This window comes from Flavihumibacter sp. CACIAM 22H1 (assembly GCF_001601815.1).
GTDB lineage: Bacteria > Bacteroidota > Bacteroidia > Chitinophagales > Chitinophagaceae > Flavihumibacter.
This window is the reverse complement of sequence record NZ_LUKG01000010.1, coordinates 68,966-70,159: the sequence shown is the minus strand read 5'-3', so window position 1 is coordinate 70,159 and position 1,194 is coordinate 68,966. Positions and strand designations below refer to the sequence as shown.

Sequence of the window (1,194 nt, the reverse complement as noted above, 5' to 3'; positions counted from 1 at the left end):
CCTTATTAGAGATGGCCAGGTCTTTCTGGTTAAAAAAACGTTCCAGCTCTGCAGCTCCGGCCCTGGTGGCCCTGATAAGAGTTTCCAATAACATCATCGGGCAAAGCTAAGCTGCAAAGCCGATATAAAAATTACCAATAAATTCGTGCTATGCTGCTATCGGTGGTTATCGTAAATTATAATGTCTGTTTTTTCCTGCAAGCCTGCCTTTATTCGCTGCGGGCTGCTCTCCAGCACCTTGATCATGAAATTATTGTTGTAGACAATGCCTCCACAGATAACAGCCGGGCCTACCTGCCATCGCGGTTTCCGGAAGTACGTTTTATCTGGAATGAGACCAATCTCGGCTTTTCGAAAGCGAATAACCTGGGTGCTGCAACTGCTGCAGGTGAATACCTCCTGATTCTTAACCCCGATACGATTTTACCCGAAAACTGCATTTCCACAGCACTCGATTTTATACAGAGCCATCCCGATGCGGGGGCGGTGGGCATGCGTATGTACGACGGACGTTTCCGCTTCCTGCCGGAATCCAAACGTGGCTTCCCCTCTCTGCTTACGGCATTTTATAAACTTAGCGGACTGATTCATGTATTTCCCCGGAATAAGCAGGTTGCACATTATTACCTGGGGCACCGATCCCCGGATATTGTGCAGCAGGTAGAGGTACTGGCGGGTGCCTGTATGTTGCTTCCAAGACAACTTTACCTTGAAGTCGGCGGATTTGATGAACGTTATTTTATGTACGGGGAAGATATTGACCTGAGTTATAGCATTACCCAGGCCGGGTATAAAAACTACTACCTGCCCCATCCCGGAATTATCCATTTTAAAGGAGAAAGTACGGTTCGGTCTGCCGCCAATGCCCGGCATTTTTACGAGGCCATGCTTAGTTTCCGCCATAAATATGGTAAAAAGGCAACCTGGTTTAGCAGGTTCCTGGTAGAATTTGCAATTGGCGTCAGAACCCTGCGGGAAAAACTAAAAATTTCTCCCGGTACGCAAAAAATACCCAGTCAACAGCAATTCCATACCTGCTCCCAGCTTACGACCTATGATCCGGCTATCCCAACCATTTTTGTACCCGGCCTGAACTATAGCCTGGAAGAAGTGTTCGGGACCCTGAAAAACCGGCCACCGAAAACAGCCATCCGGTTTAAATGGCCCCAGTCGGACGTAGCGGTTGGCAGCGAT

General features: G+C 48.3%; 1 protein-coding gene. It reads left to right on the top strand.

The features are described 5' to 3' along the window. Positions 1–150 precede the first annotated feature (150 nt). Positions 151–1,194: glycosyltransferase family 2 protein (locus A1D16_RS05100; RefSeq protein WP_290708183.1), on the top strand; the 1,044-nt coding region annotated here is incomplete at its 3' end.